Genomic DNA, 26,622 nt, shown 5'->3' with positions numbered 1-26,622 from the left:
AACAGCTATACGAGCCCCGATGCCGCCAGGGCCAAGACGCTCATCCTGCATCCGTCCGCCAACGACCCGCGTCCGTCTGAAGTGGAACTTGAGTTGGGTACGCTCAAGTTCCGCGCGGAGGGGGCGCGGGTATTCCCGCCAGAGATCGCACCTTGGTCGTGGCGCTCGGCAAGATGATGAGAGGTGCTATTGCGCTAGGAATTGCAGTGAGCCGACCGGGACATCGTCGACAGATAGCTTCATCACATAGCGCCCAGGCTCGGGGATCTGCATCCGTTGCACACCAACGACGTGTACGAAAACTGCGGCCCCGGGATCCCTAAAATGCTCCTCGAGTTCAGCGGACGGTACGGCCGCCAACTCGTTGATGTAGTCCTCAGCGATCGGATCGCCGTTCTGCTTTTGGATCGACAACCTCAATGCCACCTTCTCGCCAACTTGGTACGCATCGATTTCGACCGAGATAGCGATCATGGCTCCGAGGTCGTTCGGATACTGATCGCGGCTGATCAAATCGATCCCGGCCCCGAGCACACTGATGAGACCTCCACGATCAGAGGCGGTGTCACATAGTTCAAACATTCGAACGCGGGCTGATGTCATCGAGCTATTTCTGTGGTCCACACGTTGTGCAGCTCTTCGTGAACTAGAGGAGCCCACAGCACTGGCTCAGCCAGTTCCTTACTCTTGGTAGCCGAACGTGACTCCCACACAGCGATGTTTGTTCCGGAGCGCCGGTCGTGGTCGCGAAGCGTGATAGCAGCGATCCGCGGCGATCGTCGCTCTCGCATCGACCGCAGAGTTTCCCCTTGTTCCACGGCTGTGATATCAGCCTCGTAGCCCATGGCCGACAAGTACTCAGCTAGCGTATCGAGCGTCACGTTTCCAGACCCATTCATCACCTGGGACACTGCCGACTTACGGACACCCAGGTACTCTGCAACTTCGGTTTGGGTCCGCCCCGATGCCTCCATGGCGCCCTCCAGTAGGGCAAGAGCTCGCAGCCGCAGACGAGAAGCTGAACGGAGTGCTACGTCACTTACACAAGCCCTTTTCTGCAGCGCTGTCCTAGCCACGTTTCTCATCCTCTCGTTGGATCGCCATCGCTTTCAGGATCTGCCCACGCGGCAGCTTCCCATTGGGGGTCTTGTTCAGCCGTTTCTCGAACGCGTGCGTCATGCGAGCAGCCCTCTTGTGAACTTCGTTCGCTGCGGCGTGGTACAGAAGGATTCGGTCATTCGGGGACTTGATCTCCCAGATGTCATCCTCAATATGCCTAAGTTGAACCTTCGGCTCTAGGTATCCGTAGATCGCATACTGTTCAAGCCGCTCCTCTAGGTCGGCCAGGCGTATTCGATCTTTCTCTCTCTTCGAGCGACGCAAGGCACCCAAGAATTCGATCACTTGTGCACGATCATCGCGGTCCCACGCACCTTCGACGGCGAGAGCGCCTCCGTCCGTTTCAACGTACCGCGAGCAACTGGCACACCTGGATACCTGGTCCGCTTCGAGTTCAGTCAAAACTATACCTGCTTCCCCCCGAATGTGAAGCCCCCACCACCATCAGCGCAAGTCACGGGGAAGTAGCAATGAGCCTAGTGCCAGCCCTTAACATCGAGGAAGCATGCCCTACGGGGGTCGAGGGCGCCATGGCTTCCCCGAGTGGGGGCGCACTCTCAATCGACAACGAAACGGAATGAGACGGCCGAGCAGATCCGTAGCGCGCTCCCCGAGCCCGGCGGGTTCGGCGGCCACGATCTGCGGGTCAGCAGTTGAGAATCGTGTGTCAGCGTGCCGTGTCCCTAGGTCAAAGTGGCCCACCCCACTTAAAAGTGGCCCACCCCACTTGTAGGCACAACGGCGTGCAATTCGGCTGATCCGCGCGCAAGCGCGGGAGAGTAACCACCCGTCGCGATACGTTGAACCTCGCTGTTTGAAACGTCAACAAGAGGAACTCATGTCTCGATCGCGCACCGCCCGTATCACCGCACTCGCTCTCTTCGCACTGCTCGGGTATGGCCTCTCCGGCTGCGCGGCTGACGCGCCAACTGCGGCGCCCGTCAGCGCCGCTGCGTCGAACGAGGCTGAGGCAGAGCCGCAACCGGAGCCCGCCGATCTGGTCGGCGAATGGGTTCAGACGAACTCTGAGTCTGAAGACAGCTACCAGGTCGCCACGATTACTGCAGACTCGATCGAGGTCAACTGGATCTCTGAGAGCAACGACACGCGCGCCCTCTACTGGGCAGGCTCCTATACGGCGCCGACATCACCGGGCACGTTCGAATGGGTCTCGCAGAACGATACCGAGAAGACGGCCGGCGCGATGCTCGCATCGAGCGACGCGACGAAGACGTTCGCGTACGACGAGGATGTCATCCGCTACGACGTGACGGCGATGGGTGTCACCAAAACCGTCGAGCTCGAGCGCAAGTAGCTTCCACTAGGTCGTCTCGATGGACGATCGCGCGGTGTCGGGCTATGGGCCTGGGCGCGCATCGCGCCGCGAACCGGGTGACCGACGCAACGAGCTAGCACGCATGAACCCCAGCCACACCCGCTCCCAATAACCCAAGCCTTCTGCTCGGGGGTCGCCGGCCAGACGAAGGCCGCCCACCAGCGTCTGAGCGAGGATGGCGGACAAGACTATGACCGCTGCTGGACCCGTCGACCCACCCGGGCCCCACGCTGCATAGGCTGCACCAATCAGGAGCACAACCGCAACGGCGATCGATGGCAGGCGCTGCGGTCGCGGAAGGTAGACGTAGGCCTGCAGGGTTCCGACGCTGAGGCCGAACGCGACGGCCAGAAGAATGGGGAGCACGGCGTCACCTTACCCGTTGGTCGATTCGCGCCGGACGCGCCCAAGTCGACGGGGATTCACGGTCTACCCCGAAGCATGCGAACGATATATCGTTGATATATCGTCGAGCGCCGGGCGAGTGCCCGGTTCAGGGAGGACATCATGAACGGTTCGTACAGGGGCGACGGCTTCACCGGTCCCTCGGGCGGGTGGGGGCAAGGGGGCCCCGGACAGGGACTGTGGGAGGCCATGGATCAACTTCGCGGCATGTTCGAGCAGAAGGTCGCGCCGCGCATGGGCCGCGGCGACGTCCGCGCGGCAGTGCTCGCGCTCCTCGCCGAGAAGCCGATGCACGGCTACCAGATCATCAGCGAGATCGCCGAGCGCAGCGGCGGTGCATGGAAGCCGAGCGCGGGCTCGGTGTATCCGACGCTGCAGCTGCTCGCCGACGAGGGGCTCATCAGCGCAGAGGAGTCGAATGGCCGCAAGACCTACTCGCTGACGGAAGGGGGACGGGCCGAGGCCGAGGCATCCGCTGATCGTCCCGCGCCGTGGCAGACCTCGAGCGCGCGCGACTCCGGCACGGTCGGGGCGCTCCCGAAGGCCGGCATCGAGCTCGCACAGGCAGCGGCGCAGGTCGGGCGCACGGGCACACCCGAGCAGATCAAACAGGCGGTCGAGGTGCTCGAAGAGGCACGTCGTCGTCTCTACTCGATCCTCGCGCAGGACTGACCTCGGTGCCCTCGGCACGTCGGCGTCCGGATGACTCGACGCCCGATGTCGGCAACACGCGCGCCCGCTACCGGCGCATCTTGCGGTTCGCCGCGCGACACATCGTGCAGACCTGGTGGTTCGAGCTCGTGCTGCCTCGCTTCGGCCTGGCGAAGGTTGCGGCGCGCGGGCGAGCAGCGCGGCTGACCCGCATCGCCCAGCGCTTCCACGTGCTCGCGGTCGACCTCGGCGGCCTCATGATCAAGGTCGGCCAATACCTCTCGTCGCGACTCGACGTGCTGCCGCCCGAGATCACGCACGAGCTCGCGGGGCTCCAAGATGAAGTGCCGCCCGTGCCGTTCGACGCGATCCGACGCCTCGCCGAAGCCGAGCTGGGTGTACCGCTCGAGCGCGCGTACGCGTGGTTCGACCCGACACCGCTGGCCGCGGCATCCCTCGGTCAAGCGCATCGCGCCAAGCTCTCGCCGATCGATGCCGCCGACATGGGATACGACGAGGCCGTCGTCAAGGTGCAGCGGCCGGGCATCGAGACGATCGTCGACGTCGACCTGGCGGCGCTGCGCCGGGTCGCCGGATGGCTCAGCCGCGTGAGATTCGTCTCGAGCCGCGTCGACCTCCCCTCGCTCGTCGAGGAGTTCGCCGTCACGAGCCTCCAAGAGATCGACTACCTGCAGGAAGCGGGCAACGCCGAGCGGTTCGCGGCGAGCTTCGCCGACGACTCGCGGGTCGCCGCGCCCGAAGTCGTCTGGGAGCGCACGACGCGCCGCGTGCTGACGCTCGCCGACGTGACGGCGATCAAGATCAACGACCGCGCGGCCCTGGTCGCGGCGGGCATCGACGCGAAGGCGGTCGCGAAGCAGTTCGCGACCGTCATGTTCGACCAGCTCTTCCGCGACGGCTACTTCCACGCCGACCCGCACCCCGGCAACATCTTCATCACGCCAGTCGAGCGGGTGACGGATGCCGCGTCGCCGGCTTCGAGGGTAACGGATGCCGCGGCGCCGGCCGCTTCCCCCGACTGGCGGCTCACCTTCATCGATTTCGGCATGATGGGCGAAGTGCCCGACTCGCTGCGGCGCGGACTGCAGCAGGTCATCCTCGCGGTCGCCGCGCGTGACGGGAAGCGGCTGGTCGACAGCATCCGTGGTGTCGGCATTCTGCTGCCGTCGGCCGACACGGAAGAACTCGAGCGAGCGATGGCCGAGCTGTTCGCGCGCTTCGGCGGAATGGGCCTCGCCGAGCTGCAGCGGGTCGACCAGCGCGAGCTGCGCAGCTTCGCGATCGAGTTCGGCGAGGTGATGCGGGCGCTGCCGTTCCAACTGCCCGAGAACTTCCTGCTCGTCATCCGTTCGATGTCGCTGACGTCGGGCCTGTGCAGCTCGCTCGACCCCGAGTTCAACATGTGGGACGCCGTCGAGCCGTATGCCGCGCAGCTCCTGCGCGACGAGCGCGGCAACATCGTGCAGGCGCTCGGGCAGGAGGCGCTGTCGTTCGCCGGCACGGTCGCGCGGCTGCCGCAGCGCCTCGATGCGCTGGCGGACCGCATCGAGGAGGGGCGCCTCGTCGCGAACTCGCCGCGGCTCGAGCAGCGGGTGGCGCGGCTCGAGCGCACGACCCGGCGGATCGTCTCGGCGGTGCTGTTCGTCGGCCTGTTCATCGGCGGCATCCTGCTTCGCCTCGACGAGCCGGTGTGGAGCATGGCGCTCATGGTGGCATCGGTGGTGCCGCTGCTGCATGCCGTGCTCGCGGGGGTGTTCGGCCGGCGCGGGCCGGGCTGATTCGACCCGAGCGGACATCGTCCGGTCCCGCTCCTCGGCGGGCCGCGACATCCGCCACCTCGACCTGACGCAGCCCGACGCAACCCAGCCATCGGCCTTGGCCGCTCCTCCGCCGAGGCTGGGCGCAGCTGTCGGGCCCCGCGTGACACGGGGCCCGACGTTGCGATCACGACGTTGCGATCACGTCCCGATCATCAGGCAGAGCGGATGTCGCGACGCAGCGACGCCTTCTTCTCCTTCGACCCGCGGCGCTTCGGCTCGCGGTACTCGGGCTCGCGATCGTCCTCCTGCTCGGGCTCGACGATCTTCTCCTCGCCCACCATGACGGTGAGCGTGAAGCGCCGCTCGAACGCCGGAATCGGCGCGGTCGGCTCGGCGTCGCCGGGCTCGCGCTTCTCGCCGGCCTCCGGGTAGAAGACGGACGAGCCGTCGCTCGTCACCGTGACCTGGAATCGGTACGCGCCTTCGGCGTCGTGCGTCTCGTCGAAGACCGCCGAGTAGGTGCCGTCCTTCGCGACCGCGTCACCCGTGAGCGGGTCGCCGTCGTCGCCGAACTGCACGGGTGCGGTCGATCCGTCCGGCAGGATCGCCGCCGCGCTGACCTGCACACCGCCGACCGGCTGGTCGAAGTAGGTCTGCAGGTAGAGCCGGATCGGATCGCCCGGTGCGACTCGCGCATCCGGGGTGAAGAGTCCGCCGTCGATGTGCGTGTTCTGGCTGAACACGTACAGCTGCCCGCGCGAGACCTGCCCGCGCTCGGGCCGCATGCGCACGAGCCATTCTCCCGGGACGGGCTTCTCGACCTGGAAGCCGGTGTATGGCCGGCCGGTGTCGATCGGGCGCGCCTCGGGCGGCACAGCACCCAGGTTGATCACCGTGCCATCCGGCGCCTCGAGTTCGAGGTCGATCGCCCGCGGGTCGCCGTCCCACGTCACGGCGAACGTCGCCAGCTCGCTGCCCTCCTCGATGAGCACGCGCCGCTCGACGACCTTCTCCTCGCCGAGCTTCTCGGGCCGCGTGGTCACGACGCCGCCGTTGTCGCGGGCGACGCCGGAGATCTCCTGCAGTACCGTGCGGATGCGGAACTCCTGGTCTGCCGACGACAGCGACGGGTCGATGCGGTAGAAGGTGCCGCCGGTCGAGCTCGCGATCGACTGCAGCAAGGGGCTGTCGATGGAGGGGCCGACGCCGATGGTGTAAACGCGCACGCCGTTCGCCGAGAGGTCCGGGAGTACCGCGTTCGGGTCCTCGCCACTGTTGTGCAGTCCATCGGTGAGGAGCACGGCGACCTGCGTCGCCGCCCGCTGGCCCGCGGCGAGGATCTCGTCGAGCGCCTGACGGAGACCGTCGCCGATCGCGGTCTGGCCGCCCGCGGCGATCGTGCCGATCGCGTTCTGGACGGAGTCGCGGTCAGGGTCGCCTGAGATCGTCGTCAGCCCGATGTCGGTGCGGGCCGAGTTCGCGAACGACACCACCCCGAGCCGGTCATTCAGCTGGGCATTGTCGGCCCACCAGTCACTGCCGATCCGCGCCTGACGGATCTTGTCGCCCTGCATGCTGCCCGACCGGTCGATGACCAGCACGTACCGCTGCTCGGGTGCCAGGATGACCCAGTTGATCGCTCCTGCGCCGCCGGGCACCGCCGTGGTCGGCGTGCCCGCGGGGATCGTCATGCCCGGGTAGTTCGCGACGATCGTCTGCCAGCACGAGACGCCGTGGATCTCGTCCTGGTACCCGTCGCTGTCGGGATCGTGGTTGCCGGCGACGCAGAACTCGCTCACTCGCCCGGTGACGAGCGTGCCGCCGGTGCCGGAGTTGCCGAAGCGGTCGCCCGAGCCCCAGCCTGCCTCCATGATGCAGGCGTCCGAGGTGGTGCCGCCGATGCACTCGGCGTCGCCGGCCGACCCGGCGTACTCGTCGTACACCCCGTACCCGTAGTGCCCGTACTCGTGCACGACGATGAACGGCTTGAAGCGCTCATCCCCGTAGAGGGTCATGTGCGCGGTCTCGTTGCCGAGCGCGTCGACCGCGGATGAGGACCGACCCTCGGGTTCGAGCAGCCATGCGTCCGCGTTGCGTCCGCCGGTCGAGTTGTTGCACACGTAGATCGTGCCGAACCGGTGCTGTCCGTCGGTGGCGTCCCACAGCAGACGCGACGCCTGCGCGAACGACTCCTCCCATTCGTCGACGCGCGCCTGGGCGGCATTATGCCGGATCGACACGATCAGGTCGAAGTGGTCTCCGACCAGTCTTCCGATGCCCATTTCGCTTCCCCTTCTCTCGTGACGGCGGACCGTCATCGCACCGCGCCGGGGGAAGCAGCACGCGCTGGAAGCGGCGCATCCACATCGTAGGGACCGACACGGATGGCGGGCAGTTCCATTCGGAGCCGAAGGGTCAGGGCGACCACTGACTCGTGACGCCGCGCCGAATGCGCTGCCCGCGCGCCGAGTGCGTGAGGCGGACGTCACGCCAATGGACGGAGGTGACCGGCGATCCATTCCGCGAGCGCGTCGAGCTCGACTTCGCCAGCGGCGACCGCTCGCAGGAAGAGGTCGGTCGCTGCGACATCCGTCACCACCAGGTCATGGCCGTTGAGCTCGAGGAAGGCGACGGTGACGAACCACGCGAGGCGCTTGTTGCCGTCGGCGAGGGCGTGGTTGCGATTCGCCGCCAGGAGGAAGGCGGCGGACTTCTCCTCGATCGACGGATGGACGTCCTCGCCGAAGACGGGCATCGGCGCGGCGAGCGCGGTGAGGAGCAGATTCCGGCCGCGGGTACCGTCCTTGTAGTGGAAGCCCTCCTCATCGAGCAGGGCTTCCACATCGGACGGTTCGAGGTACTCCGTCACCGGGCGAGGCGCTCGAGCAGGCCGGCGTCCCGCTCCCGGACGCGCGCGAACGCCGCGCGCGTGCGAGCCGACTTGTCTTCGCGCCCGGCGAGCTCGTCGAGCGCGATCTCGACCACCTCGGTCTTGGAGCGCCCGAAGCGCTTGGCGAGCGCTTCGAGGAGTTCATCATGCTGCTCGTCGAGGCGCAGGGTCATCGCCATAGCGGACTCCTCTCGTCGAATGCTCTATCCTAGCATCGAGGTATCAAGGTGATACCACAGCCGTACCTGCACGGCGTCCAGATCGACGGTAGTTGACAGTGCGCTGGCGGGCGTCAGCGGCGGTCCGCAGCATGCACACATGGAAGCCGAGCGTTGGCTCGGTGCATCCCCCGGACCGGGGCCACGCGTTTCGACGGACCGGCGCACCGTTTCCGACGGACCGGCGCACGCCGCGGTAGCATCCACCATGCGCCAGCCACACGGCACGCGATGATGACGGTGTCGGGCGCGACGTGACGCCCACCCGTGCAGCGGCTGCAGAACCCGAGGGAGCGCGCCCAGGCGGCAGGAAGCCGATTCGCCGTGTGGTCCTCTGGACGGCGGCCGTCGTCGCCGTCGCGGCGATCGGGGTGATCGCCGCAACGTTCTGGGGCACATCCGGCGGGCCTGCCCCCGGTGGTGCACAGCCCGCGGCATCCGCCATCGAGACGCCCACTCCGAACGGCGGCGCGTTCGACCCCGAATTGGTCGCGCAGCTGGAAGCGGCACTCGACGAGGGGTTCGCGGCATCCGGGATACCGGGAGTCATCGTCGGGGTGTGGATCCCCGGCGAGGGCGAGTGGGTGTCGGAGCGGGGCCTGGCCGATGTCGAGACCGGCGAGCCGATCGGCCGCGACCACCAGCAGAAGATCGGCAGCATCACCAAGACGATCGTCGGCACGGTCATGCTGCAGGTGATCGGCGAGCCCGAATTCGACGTCAGCCTCGACGACACGCTCGACCGGTGGTATCCCGAGTTCCCCGAGGCACCTAACATCACAGTGCGGATGCTGCTGAACCACTCGAGCGGCATCGGTGAATCCGGCCAGCCGCAGGTCGACCGCATCTGCAGCGACCCGTACGCCATCCCAACGCCCGACGAACTCATCGCCACCGGCGCGGCGACCCCGCGCGCGGACTTCGCACCGGGCGAGGGATTCGAGTACGCCAACACGAACTACTTCCTGCTCGGCGGCATCCTCGAGCAGGTCACCGGTGCCGATCTCGCGACGCTCATCCGCGACCGCATCACCGAGCCGTTCGGCATGGACCGCAGCAGGTTCGCCCCCGACGGACAGGTCACCGCACCGTTGACCCACGGGTATTCGCTCTTCTGCCCCGCACTCGGCGAGCCCGTCGACACCGTCGACTGGTCGAACGGCGAGAGCTGGGCGGGCGGCGGCATGGTGTCGACCCTCGACGACCTGCATGCGTGGGGCGAGGCCATCGGCGAGGGCGCAGGCGTGACCCCCGAGCTCCAAGTTGCACGATATGCGGATGTCGCGCCGGTTTCGGGACAGACCGGAGCAGGGTACGGCCTCGGTGCGGGTGTCGAGGTCGACGTCGCAACCGGCTGCGTCACGAGCGTCTCCCACGCCGGCGCCGAACCCGGGTACGGCACGAACGTCGCGTACTACCCGTTGACCGGGGCGGTCTTCGCGATGCTCGGGAACGGCGACGGCGGCACGGGCACTGCAGTATTGGAGATCCCGAAGGCACTGGCGCCGTTGCTCCGCTCGGCGCTCAGCGGGTCGCCCACCGAACCGTGCGCCGCGCCGTGGGGATGACGGAGACCATGCCTGAGCTGTCCAAGCGCGCGAGCTTCTTGGCTTCTGAGAACGGATGCCTCGGGCTGCGACTTGTCCTCCACAGGGCACGACTCCTGCGATTCATCCAGGCATAATTCCTGATCATCGGCGGTTTCTGCGCGCGATCGAATGTCGGTGGGTAGGTGCAGGATCGAAGCATGGAACAGCCCCCGCAATTCGCGCATCCGGCGCAGCCGGCGCAGCCGGCGCAGCCGGCGCCGCGTGCGCTGGCTGCGCTCGAGCGCGATGTGGCAGCGCTTCGTGAGGCGTGGGCGGGTGCGATGCCGGCCTGGGGCGCGGTCGGCGAGACCGCGCAGGCCGAAGTGCAACAGATGAGCGACGCCCGACTCGTGCAGGTCACGGATGCGCTCGCGAAGGTCCGGCGCGATGTCGACGCCGCGCTCGCCATGGTCGCCGCAGAGGTGACGAAACGGTCCGGCCCGGAATTCGGCGAGACCGGGCTCGCGAAGGCGCAGGGATTCCACAATCCGACCCGGCTGATCGCCGCGTCCACCGGAGCATCGCGCGCCGACGCGGTGCGGCTGATCGCCGTCGGCATCGCCACCGCCGAGCGGCAGGCCTTCAGTGGCGAGCGAATGCCCGCGCGGCATCCGCACGTCGCTGCTGCCCTCGAGGCGGCGACGATCGGCATCGAGGCGGCATCAGCGATCACCTCGATGCTCGACCGCGCGTCGGCGAGAGCCGAGACGTCCCGGGTCGACGTCGTCGAAGCAGCCCTCGTCGATCTGGCAGCGCGGGTGCCGCTCGAGATCCTCACGCGCGGAGTGCGGGAGGCGGAGGCGCGCCTCGACCCCGACGGCGTCGAGCCCCGCGAAGAGGAGCTCCGCATGGAGCGGTCGCTGACGATGCGCGAAGACGGCCGCGGCATCGTGCACCTGCACGCGCGCCTCGATCCAGAGAGCGCCGCTCCGCTGAAGGCGGCAATCGAGGCCCTTGTGAGCGACGTGCTACGCCGGCGCGAGCCCGGCGACGGCGATCACGCTCCCGTCGTGGACGACCGACGGTCGATCCCGCAGATCCAGGCCGACGCGCTCGCCGCGCTCGCCCGCCACACGCTCGGCTGCACCCAGACCCTCACCCCGCTCGCGAAGACCACGGTCGTCGTCCGCGTCGACCTCGAGACGCTCGTCAGCGAGCTCGGGCACGCACGCATCGACGGTCTCGACCAGCCCATCTCAGCCGCCACGGCCCGCCGCATGGCCGCCGACGCCGAACTCGTGCCCGCGGTGCTCGGCGGCGACAGCCTCCCGCTCGACCTCGGACGCGCGGCCCGCCTGTTCACGAAAGCGCAACGGCTCGCACTCAGCGAGCGCGACGGCGGCTGCGCCTCATGCGGCCAGAACATCACCTACGTCGAAGCCCACCACATCGCGTGGTGGGAACGAGATACCGGCCCGACCGACCTCTCGAACGGAGTCATGCTCTGCAGCTTCTGCCACCACATGATCCACCGCGACGGCTGGCAGATACACCCGAGTACGAGCGAGGTGTGGTTCATCCCGCCACCGCACATCGACCCGGCACAGGTACCACGACTCGGCGGCCGGGCGCGATTCCAACTGCGCGAAGACCGGGCGGCGTGAGTCCGCTCGGCTGCGTACGCCCAAACGCTGACGGTGGCTGTGGGCGGTCGGCGCGGTCGTGAATGAGTGGTGCCGTGCTACAGGGGATAGCCGATGCCGGTGAGCTCTTCGGATGCGGCCCAGAGTCGTGTGGCGGTCGCGGCATCCGCGGCCTCGTCGGAGCGGCCGACGAGCACCGGCGGCCCGGTCATCTCTCGCCGGCCCCCGGGGCCTGCGTAGCCGGCGCCGGGCATCGGCTCGGTCGCCGCGTAGAGCGTGGGGGCGGCTCCGCTCGTGGCGTCTTGCGCGAACAGGCGCACGGCGATCTTCGCCACCGCGTTCAGTATCAGGTTCTTCTTCGAGCTCGACCCCAGGTTGGTGGCGGCCATGCCGGGATGCGCAGCCGTCGCCAAGACGTGCGACCCCGAGGCATCCAGCCGTCGTTGCAGTTCGAGCGTGAAGAGCAGGTTCGCGAGCTTCGATTGCCCGTAGGCGGCCGAGCCCCAGCCGTATCGCCGGGTCGTGAAGTTCAGGTCGTCGAAGTCGATCGTGCCCGCTCGGTGCTCGCCGCTGGCGACAGTCACGACGCGGCCCGTGATGCGCGGGAGGAGGAGGTTGGTCAGCGCGAAGTGGCCGAGGTGGTTGATGCCGAAGTGCAGCTCGAAGCCGTCGGTCGTGAGGCCGAATGGCGGCATCAGCACGCCCGCATTGTTGACGAGGATGTCGATGTCGCCGGTCCAGTCGGCCGCGAACCGCCGCACCGACGCGAGGTCGGCCAGGTCGAGCCGGCGAACCTCAGTGGATCCCTCGATGGTCGCCGCGGCATCCCGGCCCCGCTGCTCGTCGCGAACGGCGAGCACGACGTGTGCTCCGTGTCGGGCGAAGGCGCGCACGGCCTCGAGGCCGATGCCGCTGTTCGCGCCGGTGACGATGATCGTCGCGCCGTCGAGTCGCGGCATCCGCTCGGCCGTCCAAGCCGGCCCGGTCGCCGTCGTGGCGGTCATGATTGCGTCGCGAACGTGCGGAGGGCGACGGGCGTGATCGGTGCCGTGATCGCCACGGGGTTGAAGCCCTTGACGATGAGCCAGACCGCGAAGAACACCTCGAAGAGCCCGCCGGGGATGGTCGACACGAGGCCGGCGCCGGCCAACCCCAGGAGTTCGAGTACGCAACCGAGCGCGAACGACGCGTAGCCGACGAAGCCCCACACGGCGAGGAAGCGCGGAACGAGGCGCGACCGGAACAGCGCGACGCAGAAGAAGAGGCTGCCGGTGCCGAGCCCGGCCATGGCGATGTTGTAGGCGAGGAAATCGCCCGCGACGGCACCCGCTGACAGCGTGAGCAGGCTGATGACGCCGATGGCGAGCACCACGCCCTCGAAGATGCGGGTGGCGAGGTATCCGACCGCGATGATCGGGGTGCGCGGCCGAAGGATCGGCAGCATGAGCACGCCGATGGCGATGACGGCGGCCGAGTTGAGCAGCATCATCACCGCGCCGGTGGCCAAGAGGGGGTCTCCGCCGGCGGAGTCGGGAGCGGCAGCAACGGCAGCGGCGGCACTCGTCGCGAGCATGCTCCCGATGCCGTAGAGGAGGAAGGCGCTCAACATGAGCACCCCCACCCAGCGTGCTGCGAGCCGTTCCGGGTTTCGCGTGGTGTTCATGCTGTGACCTATCTCAAAAAGTGACGAATCATACACCGTATGGTCATTTGATTGAACGCTACCATACGGTGTATGGTTTCGTCGACGGGATGATCACGGATGGCCGATAGGCCGAAGACCGGAGGCGAAGTGTCAGGCGCGCAAAGTGAAACGGCGGCAGCGACCAGGGAACCCGTGACGCGCGAGCGAGCAGTGCGGCGAGCGGTCGAACTCGCCGATGCGGGCGGAATCGAGTCCGTCAGCATGCGCAAGCTCGCGACCGAGCTGAGCATCACGCCGATGTCGCTGTACTACCACATGAAGGGGAAGAACGACATCCTCGACGGGATGCTCGACGTCGTGTACTCGGAAATGGCCGTGCCCCGGCCCGGCGTCGGATGGAGGACGGCCATGCTCGAGCGCGCCGAGTCGGCGCGCGCGGTGCTGGCGCGGCATCCGTGGGCCATCAACCTCGACGCACGCACGTCGCCCGGCCCGGCGACCCTCGGGCATCTCGACGCGACCATCGGTGTGCTTCGCGCTGCCGGATTCTCGATGCCCCTCGTCGGCCACGCGATGTCGTTGCTCGACAGCTACGTGCAGGGGTTCGCCATGCAGGAGGCGACCCTGCCGCTCGACGCGTCGGGCGACATCGGCGCCGCCACCGAAGACATCATGGCGCAGCAGGAGATGATGTCGAACGCGTTCCCGAACCTGGCGGAGATGGCGGTGACGCTCATTCTCCAGCCCGGCTACGCCTACGGCAACGAGTTCGGGTTCGGGCTCGAGCTGATCCTCGACGGCATCGAGAAGGTGCATCGCCAGGAGGTCAAGGCAGCCGACGCGTGAGCAAGCCAGAGCACGTGACATCCGCTGCCGCCTCGGCTCAGTTTCATGACCCACTCCCGCACCGGAGCCCCGCGGAGCTGGCTCGCCGGCGAGCGCCGTCAATCTGGATCGTACGCCTCTGCCAACACCTCCAGACACTCGAGGAGTCGCTCGCGTTGGGCGTCGCTCAAGGGCGCCAGCAGGGCAGTCTCAGCCCGGTCGATCGCTGAATCCAGGTAGTCGAGGGTGCGAGTGCCGGCTGGGGTGATCGCGATCACCATACGGCGTCGGTCTTCGCTGCTCGGTCGCCGGGTGAGGTCTCCAGCCGCCTCGAGATCGCGAACAGTCTGGGTCACGTCACTCGGATCAAGGCCGGTATGCCGGCCGATCGCCGCCTGATGGAGTTCACCGAAATGGGCGAGCGCAGCGAGCACACGATAGTCGTAGCCGCGCCGGCCGCGCTCTGCGAACGCGCCCGCGAGCAACTGGTGCGAACGCTGCGCGACCGTAGAGAGCCTCCACGTGGCCCTCAGCGCGAAACGAGGAGCGAGTTCTTCGGCCATCGAGCCAGCATACCAATTCATTGACACGGCCAACGTTTTTCGCATACCGTTGGCGTGGCCAACATTACTGATGTAGATAAGCAGAAAGCGACGAGCATGCCCTCCATCCCGATACTCGACTCCACCATGCATTTCGAAGAGCACGGCGAGGGTGCGACATTCGTGTTCCTTCACGGCAACCCCGGATCCTCACACCAGTGGCGCAACGTCATCGATCGCTTCGGAGACGGGCACGTGCTCGCGCCCGACCTCATCGGCATGGGCCGATCCGGCAAGCCCGATCTCGCGTACCTCTTCGCCGACCACGCGCGGTACCTCGACGAATGGTTCGACGCCGTCGGCGTAGGACAGGCCGTGCTCGTGGGCCACGACTGGGGCGGTGCGCTCGGGTTCGACTGGGCCACGCGGCATCCGGACCGTGTACTCGGCGTTGCTTTCTTCGAAAGCATCGTGAAACCGATGGAGTGGAGCGACCTGTCACCGCAGGCGCAAGCCCGCTCCGAGTCGGTGCGCACACCGGGCCTGGGCGAGGAACGCGTGCTCACCACGGACGCATTCATCCGTCAAGCATTCGCCGGCGGCGTGCTGACGCCGGTCGTCGGCGCCGAGCTCGACGCGTACCTTGCGCCGTTCCCCACCCCCGAAAGTCGCGCACCCGTGCTCGCGTGGGCGCGGCAGATGCCGCTCGGCGGCGAACCAGCAGGTCTCGTCGAACGCATCGAGGCCTACGATCGATGGCTTGCGACGAGCGCCTCGGTGCCGAAGCTGCTGCTGAAGTTCTCGGGCTCGCCGACCCTGCTCATCGATGACGCAATGACGGAATGGTGTGCCGCCTCGATCGCCTCGCTCGAGATCACCGACGGCGGACTCGCCGGTCATCACGCGCAGGAGGATCGGCCGGACGCAATCGCCGCCGCAATCGGGCGCTGGGCAGATCGGCACCGGTTGCGCTGAGGTGGTCATTCCTTTCCTGTCTCGCGGGCGCGACGGTGCGCCCGCCGAGGTCGAGCGGCGGTGGTTGGATGCCGGAGATCAGCCGAGTGCGCCGGCGAGTGACGCGAGTGCACGTCCTTCCGCGGCGCGTACGTCGGCGACGGTCACCGAGATCGGACCGTCACGCTCGGTGTCGAGAATCGCCTCGACGGGGCCGGCGCCGAGCACCACGAGGTTCGAAGCCGTCGCTTCGCCGTCGTTGGCGAACACCTCGAGCAGTGGGCCGTCGAGGCTCAGCAGCAGTCGCACCGAGCGGTCACCGTCACCCCCGAGTTCGACGGTGCTCGTCGACGAGAAGTCGGGGTGCACGGCCTCCATGGCACGGCCGCCCCGCGTGATACGCAGCACGTTCGAGAGCGAGTCGTGCTCGAGCTCGACGAGCGCATCGGCGTCGCCCCGCAGCTGCAGCCGAAGCGTTCCGGTGGACTCGGGCTCCCATTCCAGCTCGATCAGCAAGTGGCCGCTCAACGTGAAGTCGAACGGCCGGGCTGCGCCGAAGACGGTCGAGGATGCCGCGGCCGCAAGGTGCTCGTCAACGAAGCTCGGCGGCTGCTGCACGAGGCGGGGTGCTCCCCCGACGGTGCGCAGCGACAACCGCCGCGGCAGCGACATCGCACCCCGCCACGGAGCCGAGGGGAACACCCCGGCATAGCGCCAGTTGCTCAGCCAGCCGAGCATGACCGCTTCGCCGTCGGGCGCACTGTCGAAGGTGACGCCGGCGTAGAAATCGCGTCCGTGATCGAGTCGCACCAGCTCCGCGGCATCCGCTGTGAAGGTGACGCCGTCGAACTGCCCGACGACGTAACTCATCGACGAGCCGTCGGGGTTCGCGTCGTCGCCGACGGGGTTCGCACTGAGCAGCAGCACCCACCGAAGCCGATTCGGGTCACCGTCGATCGCGAGCGAGACGAGGTCGGGGCATTCCCACACGACGCCCGTGTCGCCGAGTGGACCGAACGAGCTCAGATACTCCCAAGTGCGAAGGTCGCGCGACGAGTAGAACAGCACCTGGCGGTCGTCGGCCTCGACGGCGAGCAGGATCCAACGGGAGCCGCCTGTGCCATCGCTGTACCTGATGATCTTCGGGTCGCGGAAGGCGCTCGTGCCGCGGTCGAGCACCGGGTTTCCGGCGTCGGGCTCCCACGTGTAGCCGCCGTCGCGGCTGGTCGCCATCGACTGCGCCTGATGGTCGTCGTCGTAGGCGCTCGTGTAGTACGCGGTCAGCAGCGTCTCGTCGGCGGCCGGCGAGGCGACGATGGAGCCCGAGAAGATCTGCTCGCCATCGCGATACGGCAGCGCCACGGGATGCTCGGTCCAGTGCTGTAGATCGGCGCTGGTCGCGTGGCCCCAGCTCATGTTGCCCCACTCCGCACTCTCGGGGTTGTACTGGAAGTAGAGGTGCCAGAGGCCGCGGTCGTAGACGAGCCCGTTGGGGTCGTTCATCCAGTTGCGCTGCGGCGTGAAGTGGAATGCAGGTCTCGGCACTCGGCCGGTCATGGCGTGCATGTCGTGCATCTCGTGTCCTAGATCGAGTGCCGTCTGATGGGCGGGCAGGCGACCAGCTGCGGACCGGCACTGGGGCCGGGTTCGAGGCCGAGCAGCAGCCGCACGCCCGCGACCCCGAGCTCGTAGTGGGGCAGCGCGACCGTCGAGAGCGGCGGGCGCAAGTGGGCGGCGATGACGTCCTGGTTGTCGAATCCCATCACGGCGATATCGTCGGGAATGCGCAACCCGTGCTCGCGCAGCCCGTCGTAGAGGCCCATCGCCACGCGATCGTTGTGGCAGAACACCGCCGTCGCCTTCGATTCGAGGATGTCGGCGGTCGCCGCGTAGCCACCCTCCTGCTCGGGCGTCGCGGGGAAGACGAGCGACTCGTCGTAGGCGACATCCGCCGCCTCGAGCGCAGCGCGATACCCGGCCAGTCGTCCGCTCTGCGCCGGCGACGGCGTCGTCGTATTGATGAACGCGATCCTGCGATGGCCCGCAGCGAGCAACTCCTCGGTCGCGGTGCGGCCGCCCTGCTCCTCGTCGGGCACGACCGCGGGCAGCCCGCTGCCCTCGGCGAAGCAGTCGACGAGCACCGTGTCGGTCTGGTGCAGCGCCTCGGGCACCTGGATCTCCCGGTGGAACCAGGTCGAGTAGAGGATGCCGTGCACCTGGTGTTCGAGCATCATCGCGATCGCCTCGTTCTCGGCCGCCAGGTTGCCGTCGGTGTTGGCGACGAGCAGTACGTAGCCGTGCTTCCACGCCTCGTCCTGTGCACCATGGATGATCTGGCCGGCGAACGGGGTCGTGGCGATCGCATCCGCGACGAGACCGATGAAGCGCGACGTGCCCTGCGAGAGCGTCTTCGCGAGCGCGTTCGGCCGGTAGCCGAGTTCGATCACCGCCTCTTGCACCCTGCGCCTGGCGTCGTCGCCGATGCGGGCACCCGGCTTGTCGTTCACGACGTGCGAAACCGTGGCCACCGACACACCGGCGACCTTGGCGACGTCGCGCATCGTGACGGCCGGGCCGTGTCTGCCGTGCTCCGAGGTGCTCATCCCTTGGTTGCTCCACTCTCGAGTCCGCTGATCATCGCCTTGTTCAAGACGAGGAAGACCAGGAGCAGCGGCGTCACCGTCACGCAGACGGCTGCGAACGTCGCTGTCCAGTCGGTGTTGCCCATCGCTCCGATGTAGTTTTGCAGGCCGAGCGGGATCGTCTTGAGCCCATCCGAGAGCACGAAGGTGTTCGCGAAGATGAAATCGTTCCAGATGAAGATGCTGTTCACGAGCACGACCGTGATGATCGTATTGGCCGACAGCGGGAATGTGATCTGGCCGAAGATCCGGTACGGGCCGGCACCGTCGATCGACGCGGCCTCGTACATCTCACGCGGGATGTATTCATAGAACGACGAGAACAGGTAGATCGCCATCGGCAGTGCGAACGCGGCGAGCGGAATGATCATCGACAGGTGCGTGTCGAGCAGCCCGATCTGCGAGTAGTCGATGAAGAGCGGCACGAGCGCGATCTGCACCGGCACGATGATGCCGAGCAGGAACAGCGCCTTCACGAGGCCGCTGAACCGGAACCCGAGCACCCGCAACGCGTAGGCGGCCATCATGCCCGCGAGCACGATGAACACGCTCGAGCCGAGCGTGACGACGAGGCTGTTGACGATGTTCAGCCCGAGGTTGCCCGTGTCGAACGCACGCGCGTAGTTGTCGAGCGTCCACTCGGAGGGCAGCGCGAACGGGTTTCCGCCGGCGAAATCGGCTGCCGTGCGGAAGCTCGTGAGGAAGAGCCACGCGAGCGGATACACCTGCACGATCACGATGAGCACGATCGTCACGGTCAGGAGCGAGCGCTGCATGCGGAGTCGGGGCGAGAGCGAAGGCGTCCGGCGCCGGGCTGGCCGAGCCGGGTGAGGTGGCTGCGGCTCCGACTGCCGCGGCGCGGCCGGAGTGAGCACGGGGGCGGTCATGAGTCATCCCTTCGACGAAGGAGCAGGAAGATGAGGCCGACCGCGACGAGACACTCGACCACGATGAAGACGGAGATCGCACTGGCGTAGCCGTAGTCGGTGTGCACGAACGCCGTCTTGTACATGTAGGTCGTGAGCAGCTCAGAGGCCTGCCCTGGCCCGCCATTGGTGAGCAGGTACGGAATGTCGAAGCCGCGCAGGGCGAACGTCGTCGCCATGATCGTGGTCGTGATCCACACCGGCCGGATGTAGGGGAAGCGGATGCGCCAGAACACCTGCCACCACGAAGCACCGTCCAGTCGCGCCGCCTCTTCGAGCTCGCGCGGCACGGCGATGAGGGCGGCATAGATGATGAGCATGTAGAGCCCGGTGAAGCGCCATCCCTCGGGGATCGACACTGCGGTGAGCACGGTCTGCACATCGGAGAGCCACGCGTTCTGCAGGCCTTCCAACCCGACCCACGCGAGGACCTGGTTCAGCAGGCCGACGGGTTCGAGCGAGTAGATCCGCTGGAACAGGATGGCGATCGCGACGGTCGAGATGACGGCCGGGAGCAGGTAGATCGTCTTCACGAGCTCGCGAGCCCTGGGGAGCGCCGTGAGCAGGCTCGCGACGACCAGCGCACCGCCGAGCTGGAGCACGAGGCAGATCGCGAGATAGGCGAGCGCGTTGCCGAACGCCGTCCAGAAGACGTCGTCGCGCGTGAGCATCTTGACGTAGTTGTCGATTCCGACGAAGGCCATGTCGGTGATGCCGTCCCAGCGGAACAGGCTCAGGAACAACGACTGCACGATGGGCAGCAGCACCGCCACGCCGTAGAGCAGCAGCGGAGGAAGGAGGAACACCGCCACCGACAGGCGTGAGCGACGCGGAAGCATCGACGTCGACATCGGCCTCGGCCTCGGCGGCCGGAGCGGGCGCGGCGTCGCCGCACCCACTCCGATTGGTACCGACTCAGCCATGGCTGTTCTCCGCAAGGGCGGCATCCATCGTCTCGATGAACTCGTCGGGCGTGATGTCGCCCTGCACCAGCAGGGTCAGCTCCTGCTGGAGTCGCGTGTTCGTCGCCGGGTCGAGCTGCGTGTCCCACGGCATCGCGATCTTGTCGCCGACCTCGTTCGCCTGCTCGACGGCGCGAGAGTACAGCTCGGTCGCGTTGTCGGGGATGGTGGTCTCGACGTTCGTCGTCGGCGAGAGCGCTCCGGTGGCCGCGTAGACCTCGGGGTAGCGCTCGAGCGCGAATGCGAGGAAGTCGCGCACGAGCGGGTCGTAGGTGCGCGCGTTCACCGCCATGCCGATGCCGGACGGCGTGACGAACTCGTTGTCCTCGGTCACCGCACCGTCGATGGTCGGCAGCGTGAAATAGTCGACCGAGTCGCGCACGCTGGGATCGAGCGCGTCCGTGGCGAGGTTATTGAGCTCCCACGTGCCGATGTTGTAGACGGCGGCGTTGCCCGAGGTGAAGAGCGCCTGGGCATCTGCGTAGCCCGTCGAGGAGAAGCCCTCTTGGAAGCATCTTGCCTGTCCGAGTTCATACAGCCACTCGGCGGCCGCCTTGCCCGCGGGGTCGGCGAATGCGGCGTCACCGTTCTTGAGGTCCTGGACGTACTCGGGCCCGGCCATCCGGAACGGGTAGTACGCCATGTACCGCTCGAGCGGCCACTGATCCTGCCCGTCGAGGGCGATGGGGGTGATGCCCTTGGCGCGGAGTGCCTCGCACATCGCCGGGAAGTCGTCGAGCGTCACCGGGACCTCCACGCCGGCGTCAGCGAAGAGCGCCGAGTTGTACCAGAAGAACTCGAGCTGGAACTCGAACGGCACCATGTACAGCGAACCGTCGTCGAAGCGCTGGTAGTTCAGCGCGGCATCCCGATACTCGTCTGCGAGCCCGAGGTCGTCGAGCAGCACCTCGACATCGACCATGCGATTGTGCCCGGCGAGCTTCTGCGCGAAGGGCGTGGCATCTGTGTCGAAGAGTTCGGGCAGCTTGTTCGCGGCCGCGAGCGTCTCGTACTTCTGGATGTACGACGGCCGGTCGGGCGTGGTGATGAGGTTCAGCGAGAAGCCGGGGTGCTCGTCTGCGTACTCCTCGGCAATCTGCTCCATGGCCGTGATCACTCCACCGTCGGCCGGCCGTGAGAGCAGCCAGGAGATCTCGCGGGGCACGATCTCGCCGTCGGGGTCGACATCGGTCGGGTCGGCGCTGCTCGATGCGCCGGCACAGCCCGTGAGCAGGAGGGCTGCGGCGGCTGCGGTGGCGGCAGCGGCGAGGAACGCTCGTCTGCGCTTCGTGGTGGACATCGGAATCTCCTTTGATTGATCTTCGGGCTGGATTGCGGGTGGAGTGGAGTGCTAGGTCGCGGCGACGAGGTCGTCGGCCGCATCGAGCGGGGTGACCTCGACCTCGTCGCGAGCGAAGACGGAGAACTCCGTGACGGTGACGGTGCCCTCACCGACGAAGACGCCGAGCCGGCCGCTCTGGCGGTCGTAGAGCCGAGTGCTCAAGACGGTCGCGTTGTCGACCGTGGCAACGCACAGATCGCCGTCGACGATGACCTCGAGCTCGTGCTCGCCGGCGTCGAGCCGACAGGGTCGTTCGAGTTCGACGGCGAAGGGCACGTCGCCCGAGATCTGCCATTGCTCGCTGCCCGTCGACTGGCGCGGCCACCGGTCGAAGACCAGACGCCCGCGCTTCGGCTCGAGCCGCAACACGTAGCCCTCATCGCCATCGGCGCTCGCTCGCAGGAGCACCCCGCATTCGCTCGTGCCCTCGTCGATCTCGAGACGGGCGCGGAGCCGGAACGATGACGGGGCATCCTGGAGCGTCAGCACATCGCGGTGTCCGTCGGGGGCGTGCAGCGTGGTGCCGCTCGCGATCGCCTCGCCGGGCCGTGAGAACGTGTCGCGGAGCTCGTCGGCTGGGTGGAAGGCCAAGGTGCCGTCGTGGCGCTGTTCGGCCTCGAGCACGGACATCGTGCCGGCCCACTGCCAGGCGCCGGCGTCGTGAGCGCCCTCGCGCGACGCGATCCATCCGAAGAACAGCCGCCGCCCATCGCGGGCAGCCGACTTCGCCGCGTAGAAGGCGCGTCCGTCGATCGTGTCGTACTCCGGCACGATCCATGGCCCGTGCAGGCTGCGAGACATCCGGTATCGCGTCGTGAAGGCGTCGCTGAACTCGGAGAAGACGAGATACCACCACTCGCCCCACTTGAACACCTCGGGGCATTCGTGCGCGAGGTAGCGACGCGGGTCCCAGAACGGCGGAGCCGGCTCCCAGCGCTTGAGGTCGCGCGAAGTGCACTGCGCGATGACTCCCCTGCGTCGAGCGGGGCCGTCAGCGTGACGCGCCGTGATGAGCATCCGCCAGATCTGCGCGTCTTCGTCCCAGAAGACGAACGGGTCGCGCCAGTCAGCGCTCTCGTAGCCGGCGGTCGCTCCGAAGGTGTACGACGGATGCCGCTGCCAAGAACGCATTCCGTCATCGCTCGTCGCGTGCATGACCACCTGCAGCGGCAGTCCGTCGTCACCGGTCTTCACCGGGTTCTGTCCGGTGTAGAAGGCGTGGTGCGTGCCATCGCCCGCGAGCACGATGCTGCCGGTGTAGACGTTGAAGTCAGCGGCCGACGGCCCTCCCGAAGAGATGGCCTCGCCTGTCTCGCGGAAGTCGACGAGGTTCTCGGTCATGACGCGCCGCCACGGCATCCCATCCTTCGGCATTTGGCGTGTCTCGTGCAGGTAGAAGAGGTGGAACACCCCGTCCTCCTGCCACGGGATCACGTCTCCGACCCACGCGCCGTTCGGCTGGTAAAACCCTCGCTGGTCCATCATCACCTTCATTGGTTAATCGGTTACGCAGACGATATACGCACCTTGAGGGGTTGGTCAAGCGGTTAATCAACTTGCGGTCACTCGCAGTGCCGCGTCGAGGTGGGTCGGCGCCTAAGCCCAGCCGAGCTCGTGGAGCCGAGCATCGTCGAGCCCGAAGTAGTGACCGATCTCGTGCACGAGCGTGATGCGGACCCGCGCACGCAGCGCGTCGAGATCGGCACTGTGCTCCTGCAGGTTGTTCTTGTACAGCGTGATCCGATCGGGAAGCTCCCCGAAGCCGTAGACCCCGCGCGTGGTCAGCGGATGCCCGCGGTACTGCCCGAACAGCCGCGGCCGCTCCCCCAGCGGCTGATTCGCGACCATGATGCCGACATTCTCGACCCCACGGACCATGTCGTCGGGGAGCGCGTCGAACACCTCGGCGACCAGGCGCTCGAAGTCGTCATCGGAGATCTCGACCATGTCCCAATTGTGCCCGCTCGCCGAGCACGCACAGGCACAGGCGGTTGCGCTACTCCCGCGCGTCGATGATCTGTTCGAGCACCCGCTCGTACGCCCCCGGGCCGATCGAGATCTCCCCGGCGTAGGGGTGGTCCATGTCGGCCGTGACGAAGATGACGAGGCCGATGAACAGCGCGAGCAGGCCCGCCATGAGGATGTGCAGGCGCGGGTTCGTCACGTGAATGAACGCGATCAGCACCGCATTGACGGCGGCTCCGACCCAGATGACGAGCCAGAAGAGCGGCGGCAGGGCGAGGGCGGTGGCGTCGATCCTCGCTCGCCGAGATTCGATGAAGTCATCGAATGTGGCGAGCGCCTGCTCGAATTGCGCCTGATCACTACGGGTTTCGGCCTCGACGGTGTGCAGGAGCCGCTCGAACTCGTCGACCTGGGCGTCGCTGGCTCCGGGGAGGATCCCCGACGCCTGGGCGGGGAAGTCGACCTCGATGACCGAGTGCATGTACTCGTCGAGTACCTGCCGCATCCGGTCGCCGAGCTCGTCGGGCAAGCCGGTGGTCGCGCGATAGAGCGCGCCGACCCGACCCGCCTCCTCGATCGTGACCTGGCGTGTGTAGGCGAAGTTCTCGTAGACCGACACCGCGACGAGGGCGAGCAGGATGCCGAAGAACACGCCGAAGGTGCCGATCGCGTGGCCGAGGGCGCGGTCCCACTCCTTCGTATCGGTGACGAGCCGCAGCACGACCCGACGCAGCGCGACCACGATCAGGCAGGAGACCACCACGAACCCGCCCACGAACAACGGCAGCGTGATCAGGATGCTCGTGTCGTAGAACCAGTCCAGCATGGTCGCTCCCCCACCCCGGCGAAGGACGCAGCTTCGTGCCCATGGGTGCGTTCAGCCTACGGATGCCGCCCCGTCGCGCACCATCCCCCAGCTGGGGTCGCCTCGGCGCTCAGTCGACGAGCGCCCCCGCCGAAAGGTTCGCGATCGCCCCGGTCATCGAGCGTGCACGATCGGATGCCGCGAACGCGAGGTACTCCGCGACCTCGTCGAGCACCGGAAGCCGGCCGAGCAGTGTCATGCCCACCAAGCCGGTGAGCCACTCATCCCGGGGGGTCCCGCTGGCGTCGGCGATGCGGCCGAACATCTCGCCCGTGTACGAGGTCGCGAGGGCATCCGACATCGCGTGCGGGCGCACGCAGACCACCCGTACCCCATCGGGCCCGAGCTCGCCGGCGAGCGCTCGCGAGAATCCCTCGAGCGCAGCCGACTGGGCCGCGTTGCCGATGAGCCCGCGACCGGTGAGTCGCGCACCGGGCGTCGAGATCGTGAGGATCACGCCACTCCCCTGCGCGATCATGTGCCGCGACGCGGCCTTCGCGGTCACGAAGTTCGTCTGCAGGTACCCGACCACGGGGTGCAGGTAGTCCTCGAGCGACGTCTCGGCGATCGGCAGGCCCTGCACGTGGTCGAATCCCACCGTGTTCAGGGCGATGTCGATGCGGCCGGCGGCATCCGCCACCTCATCGACGTGCCGGTCGACCGCAGCTTGGTCCATCGCGTCGACGACGGCGATCGAGACATCCGCCCTCTCGGCTCTGGCGACGGATGCCGCAGCCTCGAGCCGCGGCAGGCTCCTCCCCGCGAGGAAGAGCCGTGCCCCTTCGCGGGCGAACACGCGCGCCGCCGCGGCTCCGATCGAACCGCCACCGCCGTGGATCACGGCCACCTTGTTCTCCAGCAGCATCACGCCGCCTCCATTCCCGTCATCGACCAGTGCAATCTTATGGTTGCAGATCGAGGTACCGAGTGCAACCGATAGGTTGCAATTCCTTGCTGCTCTGAGGCGAGAGTCACGGCGGACGCTGACAGCAGGCGATGTGCGGCGCATGATAATCCCATGACGACGACGGACTTGGCATCGCGGTTGAGGGACGACCTCTGGCATCGGCTGCGGCCGATGACTGGCCGGGATCCCGACGAACGCGACCGCGGCGTCACGCCGCTCGAGCTGCTCTACGACCTCGTGTACGTCATCGCGTTCGCGTTTGCGGCCGATGAGCTCGCGCGCGCCATCATCGCGGGCGAGGTAGGCGCGGGGCTGGGTGCGTACACCTTCGCGATCTTCGCCGTCACCTGGGCGTGGCTGAACTTCACATGGTTCTCCTCCGCGTATGGGAACGACGATGCGCTATTCCGCGTCGCGACCGTCGTGCAGATGGTCGGCGTCGTCATCCTCACGTTCGGGTTGCCGGTGAGCTTCGAGGATGCCGCGCACGGGCAGAGCCCCAACAACGGGCTGCTCGTCGTGGGCTACATCATCATGCGCGTGCCGCTCGTGGTGCTGTGGCTTCGGGCCGCACGGGAGGATCCGGGCCGTCGGCGCACCTCGATCGCGTACGCCGTGGTGATCGCGATCGCGCAGGTCGGGTGGGCCCTGTCCGTGCTTCCCGGCCTGTCCTTCGGGGCCACCGTCGCGTTCCTCGTCGTGCTCGCCGCGGCCGAGCTGATCGCGCCCATCGTCATCGAGCGCCGATTCGGGCGCGCCCCGTGGAATGCCGGGCACATCGCCGAGCGGTTCGGCCTGCTCACGCTCATCACCGTGGGCGAAGTGGTCGCCGCGACGGTGGCCGCCGTCGGCGTGCTCGTGAGCGAGCAGGGATGGTCGGTCGGCGCGGTCGTGATCGCCGCGGCCGGGCTCGTCATCGCGGCAGGGCTCTGGTGGGCGTACTACCTCATTCCCACGCGCACGATCCTGACGCAGTGGCCGGAGCGCACCTTCCCGTGGCGCTACGCCCACCTGCCGCTCTTCGGTGCGATCGCTGCGGTCGGCGCCGGCCTCCGCGTCGCCGCAGAAGGGGTCGAGCACCAGGAACTGTCACTACTGCAGATCACGCTCGCGCTCGCCGTGCCGGTCGGATGCGTCGTCATCCTCGTCTTCCTGATCTGGAGCGTGCTGCTCCGCTCCTTCGATCTCACGCACCTCCCCCTTTTCGCGAGCACGCTGGTTCCGCTCGCGGCCGCGATCGTCGTCGCCGTCGTGATCGATCCGAGTACGCCCATCGACCTCGAGGAAGACGCCCACCTCGCCGCACTCGTCACGGTGATCGCGCTCGTGTCGCTCTCGTGCGTCGTCGAAGTGGTGGGGCACGAGATCGTCGGCTACTCGCACACCCTTCGCGCTGTGGAGCGAAACCTGCAGCGCCGCCCGAGCGGCGACGGCGCCGACGGCGCCGACGGCGCCGACATGTGATGTCGAGGGAC

The 26,622-nt window shown here is 67.5% G+C and carries 26 protein-coding genes; 8 read left to right on the top strand and 18 right to left on the bottom strand.

Annotated features, from left to right (window positions below; translation table 11 throughout):
• Positions 1–186: 186 nt before the first annotated feature.
• The 3 genes from QFZ29_RS02630 to QFZ29_RS02625 form a co-directional block, all read right to left on the bottom strand.
• Positions 187–603, bottom strand: coding sequence for a DUF6941 family protein (locus QFZ29_RS02630; protein WP_306892697.1), 417 nt, complete (start codon positions 601–603; stop codon positions 187–189).
• The gene (locus tag QFZ29_RS20355; protein ID WP_373426175.1) at positions 600–974 is read right to left on the bottom strand and encodes a helix-turn-helix domain-containing protein; all 375 of its coding nucleotides are present in this window, start codon (positions 972–974) and stop codon (positions 600–602) included. Before QFZ29_RS20355 ends, QFZ29_RS02630 begins: the two co-directional genes overlap by 4 nt.
• Positions 975–1,068: 94 nt before the next feature.
• Positions 1,069–1,404 carry a hypothetical protein gene (locus tag QFZ29_RS02625; RefSeq protein WP_306892696.1) on the bottom strand — a complete coding sequence of 112 codons (336 nt, stop codon included), beginning with the start codon at positions 1,402–1,404 and terminating at the stop codon, positions 1,069–1,071.
• Positions 1,405–1,957: 553 nt separating this feature from the next.
• Between QFZ29_RS02625 and QFZ29_RS02620 the strand changes: the two genes are divergently transcribed.
• The 3 genes from QFZ29_RS02620 to QFZ29_RS02610 all read left to right on the top strand — a co-directional run bounded on the left by QFZ29_RS02620 (position 1,958) and on the right by QFZ29_RS02610 (position 5,310).
• Positions 1,958–2,434: a hypothetical protein gene (locus QFZ29_RS02620; RefSeq protein WP_306892695.1), complete on the top strand. Its 477-nt coding sequence runs from the start codon at positions 1,958–1,960 to the stop codon at positions 2,432–2,434.
• Between the two features lie 528 nt (positions 2,435–2,962).
• Positions 2,963–3,532 (top strand): PadR family transcriptional regulator, encoded by a 570-nt coding sequence (locus tag QFZ29_RS02615; protein ID WP_306892694.1) that lies wholly within the window; start codon positions 2,963–2,965, stop codon positions 3,530–3,532.
• A gap of 5 nt (positions 3,533–3,537) precedes the next feature.
• A complete protein-coding gene (locus QFZ29_RS02610; protein WP_306892693.1) occupies positions 3,538–5,310 on the top strand; it encodes an ABC1 kinase family protein in 1,773 nt (590 codons plus the stop codon).
• A gap of 194 nt (positions 5,311–5,504) precedes the next feature.
• On the opposite strand, the gene QFZ29_RS02605 is transcribed toward QFZ29_RS02610, so the two are convergent.
• The 3 genes from QFZ29_RS02605 to QFZ29_RS02595 all read right to left on the bottom strand — a co-directional run bounded on the left by QFZ29_RS02605 (position 5,505) and on the right by QFZ29_RS02595 (position 8,361).
• Positions 5,505–7,574: a VWA domain-containing protein gene (locus QFZ29_RS02605; protein WP_306892692.1), complete on the bottom strand. Its 2,070-nt coding sequence runs from the start codon at positions 7,572–7,574 to the stop codon at positions 5,505–5,507.
• Positions 7,575–7,777: 203 nt separating this feature from the next.
• Positions 7,778–8,161, bottom strand: a complete 384-nt coding sequence (locus QFZ29_RS02600; RefSeq protein WP_306892690.1) for a type II toxin-antitoxin system death-on-curing family toxin — start codon at positions 8,159–8,161, stop codon at positions 7,778–7,780.
• Positions 8,158–8,361: a ribbon-helix-helix protein, CopG family gene (locus tag QFZ29_RS02595; RefSeq protein ID WP_306892689.1), complete on the bottom strand. Its 204-nt coding sequence runs from the start codon at positions 8,359–8,361 to the stop codon at positions 8,158–8,160. The genes QFZ29_RS02600 and QFZ29_RS02595 overlap by 4 nt, the downstream gene beginning before the upstream one ends.
• A 365-nt stretch (positions 8,362–8,726) precedes the next feature.
• Here QFZ29_RS02595 and QFZ29_RS02590 point away from each other — a divergent pair, with 365 nt between their 5' ends.
• Both QFZ29_RS02590 and QFZ29_RS02585 read left to right on the top strand, forming a co-directional pair.
• Entirely contained in the window at positions 8,727–9,968 is a 1,242-nt protein-coding gene (locus QFZ29_RS02590; protein ID WP_306892688.1) for a serine hydrolase domain-containing protein, read from the top strand.
• A gap of 179 nt (positions 9,969–10,147) precedes the next feature.
• Positions 10,148–11,593, top strand: a complete 1,446-nt coding sequence (locus tag QFZ29_RS02585) for an HNH endonuclease signature motif containing protein (protein ID WP_306892687.1) — start codon at positions 10,148–10,150, stop codon at positions 11,591–11,593.
• Positions 11,594–11,670: 77 nt separating this feature from the next.
• On the opposite strand, the gene QFZ29_RS02580 is transcribed toward QFZ29_RS02585, so the two are convergent.
• Both QFZ29_RS02580 and QFZ29_RS02575 read right to left on the bottom strand, forming a co-directional pair.
• Positions 11,671–12,576, bottom strand: a complete 906-nt coding sequence (locus tag QFZ29_RS02580) for an oxidoreductase (protein WP_306892686.1) — start codon at positions 12,574–12,576, stop codon at positions 11,671–11,673.
• Positions 12,573–13,235 carry a DUF4386 domain-containing protein gene (locus QFZ29_RS02575; protein ID WP_306892685.1) on the bottom strand — a complete coding sequence of 221 codons (663 nt, stop codon included), beginning with the start codon at positions 13,233–13,235 and terminating at the stop codon, positions 12,573–12,575. The genes QFZ29_RS02580 and QFZ29_RS02575 overlap by 4 nt, the downstream gene beginning before the upstream one ends.
• A 174-nt stretch (positions 13,236–13,409) precedes the next feature.
• Between QFZ29_RS02575 and QFZ29_RS02570 the strand changes: the two genes are divergently transcribed.
• Complete coding sequence (locus QFZ29_RS02570; RefSeq protein WP_306892684.1) at positions 13,410–14,063, top strand: TetR/AcrR family transcriptional regulator; 654 nt, start codon at positions 13,410–13,412, stop codon at positions 14,061–14,063.
• A 98-nt stretch (positions 14,064–14,161) separates the two neighbouring features.
• Here the strand turns inward: QFZ29_RS02570 and QFZ29_RS02565 are convergent, their stop codons facing one another.
• Complete coding sequence (locus QFZ29_RS02565) at positions 14,162–14,779, bottom strand: MarR family winged helix-turn-helix transcriptional regulator (RefSeq protein ID WP_306892682.1); 618 nt, start codon at positions 14,777–14,779, stop codon at positions 14,162–14,164.
• Here QFZ29_RS02565 and QFZ29_RS02560 point away from each other — a divergent pair.
• Complete coding sequence (locus QFZ29_RS02560) at positions 14,702–15,559, top strand: haloalkane dehalogenase (RefSeq protein WP_306892681.1); 858 nt, start codon at positions 14,702–14,704, stop codon at positions 15,557–15,559. The genes QFZ29_RS02565 and QFZ29_RS02560 overlap by 78 nt on opposite strands.
• A gap of 78 nt (positions 15,560–15,637) precedes the next feature.
• Here the strand turns inward: QFZ29_RS02560 and QFZ29_RS02555 are convergent, their stop codons facing one another.
• From QFZ29_RS02555 to QFZ29_RS02515, 9 genes are all read right to left on the bottom strand, one after another.
• The gene (locus QFZ29_RS02555; RefSeq protein WP_306892680.1) at positions 15,638–17,113 is read right to left on the bottom strand and encodes a glycoside hydrolase family 32 protein; all 1,476 of its coding nucleotides are present in this window, start codon (positions 17,111–17,113) and stop codon (positions 15,638–15,640) included.
• 8 nt (positions 17,114–17,121) lie between these two features.
• Positions 17,122–18,141, bottom strand: a complete 1,020-nt coding sequence (locus QFZ29_RS02550) for a LacI family DNA-binding transcriptional regulator (protein ID WP_306892679.1) — start codon at positions 18,139–18,141, stop codon at positions 17,122–17,124.
• Positions 18,138–19,067: a carbohydrate ABC transporter permease gene (locus tag QFZ29_RS02545; protein WP_373426174.1), complete on the bottom strand. Its 930-nt coding sequence runs from the start codon at positions 19,065–19,067 to the stop codon at positions 18,138–18,140. The genes QFZ29_RS02550 and QFZ29_RS02545 overlap by 4 nt, the downstream gene beginning before the upstream one ends.
• Positions 19,064–19,945, bottom strand: a complete 882-nt coding sequence (locus tag QFZ29_RS02540) for a carbohydrate ABC transporter permease (RefSeq protein WP_306896577.1) — start codon at positions 19,943–19,945, stop codon at positions 19,064–19,066. The genes QFZ29_RS02545 and QFZ29_RS02540 overlap by 4 nt, the downstream gene beginning before the upstream one ends.
• 76 nt (positions 19,946–20,021) lie before the next feature.
• The gene (locus QFZ29_RS02535; RefSeq protein ID WP_306892678.1) at positions 20,022–21,368 is read right to left on the bottom strand and encodes an ABC transporter substrate-binding protein; all 1,347 of its coding nucleotides are present in this window, start codon (positions 21,366–21,368) and stop codon (positions 20,022–20,024) included.
• Between the two features lie 51 nt (positions 21,369–21,419).
• A complete protein-coding gene (locus QFZ29_RS02530; protein ID WP_306896576.1) occupies positions 21,420–22,892 on the bottom strand; it encodes a GH32 C-terminal domain-containing protein in 1,473 nt (490 codons plus the stop codon).
• Between the two features lie 114 nt (positions 22,893–23,006).
• Positions 23,007–23,357 carry a metallopeptidase family protein gene (locus tag QFZ29_RS02525; protein ID WP_306892677.1) on the bottom strand — a complete coding sequence of 117 codons (351 nt, stop codon included), beginning with the start codon at positions 23,355–23,357 and terminating at the stop codon, positions 23,007–23,009.
• A gap of 49 nt (positions 23,358–23,406) precedes the next feature.
• On the bottom strand, positions 23,407–24,201 hold the full coding sequence (locus QFZ29_RS02520; RefSeq protein ID WP_306892675.1) for a bestrophin-like domain: 795 nt from the start codon (positions 24,199–24,201) through the stop codon (positions 23,407–23,409).
• 109 nt (positions 24,202–24,310) lie between these two features.
• Positions 24,311–25,105, bottom strand: a complete 795-nt coding sequence (locus QFZ29_RS02515) for an SDR family NAD(P)-dependent oxidoreductase (protein WP_306892674.1) — start codon at positions 25,103–25,105, stop codon at positions 24,311–24,313.
• Between the two features lie 153 nt (positions 25,106–25,258).
• On the opposite strand from QFZ29_RS02515, the gene QFZ29_RS02510 reads away from it, so the two are divergent.
• Positions 25,259–26,611 (top strand): low temperature requirement protein A, encoded by a 1,353-nt coding sequence (locus QFZ29_RS02510; protein WP_306892673.1) that lies wholly within the window; start codon positions 25,259–25,261, stop codon positions 26,609–26,611.
• Positions 26,612–26,622 lie beyond the last annotated feature (11 nt).

This window comes from Agromyces albus, from assembly GCF_030815405.1.
GTDB classification, from domain to species: Bacteria; Actinomycetota; Actinomycetes; order Actinomycetales; family Microbacteriaceae; genus Agromyces; species Agromyces albus_A.
Note: the sequence above shows the minus strand (reverse complement) of the source record. Positions and strands in the feature narration are given on the sequence as shown.